Annotated in this window: 1 protein-coding gene; it reads right to left on the reverse strand. The window is 41.1% G+C overall.

Annotation, left to right across the window (positions count from 1 at the left end):
- Positions 1-304 (reverse strand): transposase (locus tag OA91_RS23925; protein ID WP_157203901.1); only part of this gene is annotated, 304 nt, incomplete at both ends.

Genomic DNA, 304 nt, shown 5'->3' on the forward strand with positions numbered 1-304 from the left:
TTTGTACGATGAATTAAGGTTCTGGCACCGTGTATAAGCTGCTTACGTAAATACTGATTCCCTCGTTTACTCATTCTTCCCATATAGGATTTTCCACCACTCGCATACTGTTTAGGCGTTACGCCAAGCCAAACTGATAGTTCTCTTGGATTAGCAAATTGACTGGCATTGCCAATAGCTGCGAATAAAGCTGTTGCATTGATAATGCCGATACCAGGAATGGTCATCAGCCGCTGACAGAGCTCATTTTCAAGAACATATTCATCAAGCTCTTTTTGTATGGATAATCGACGTCTTGATAAGT

Source organism: Marinomonas sp. SBI8L, assembly GCF_001624705.1.
In the GTDB taxonomy this organism is placed as follows: domain Bacteria; phylum Pseudomonadota; class Gammaproteobacteria; order Pseudomonadales; family Marinomonadaceae; genus Marinomonas.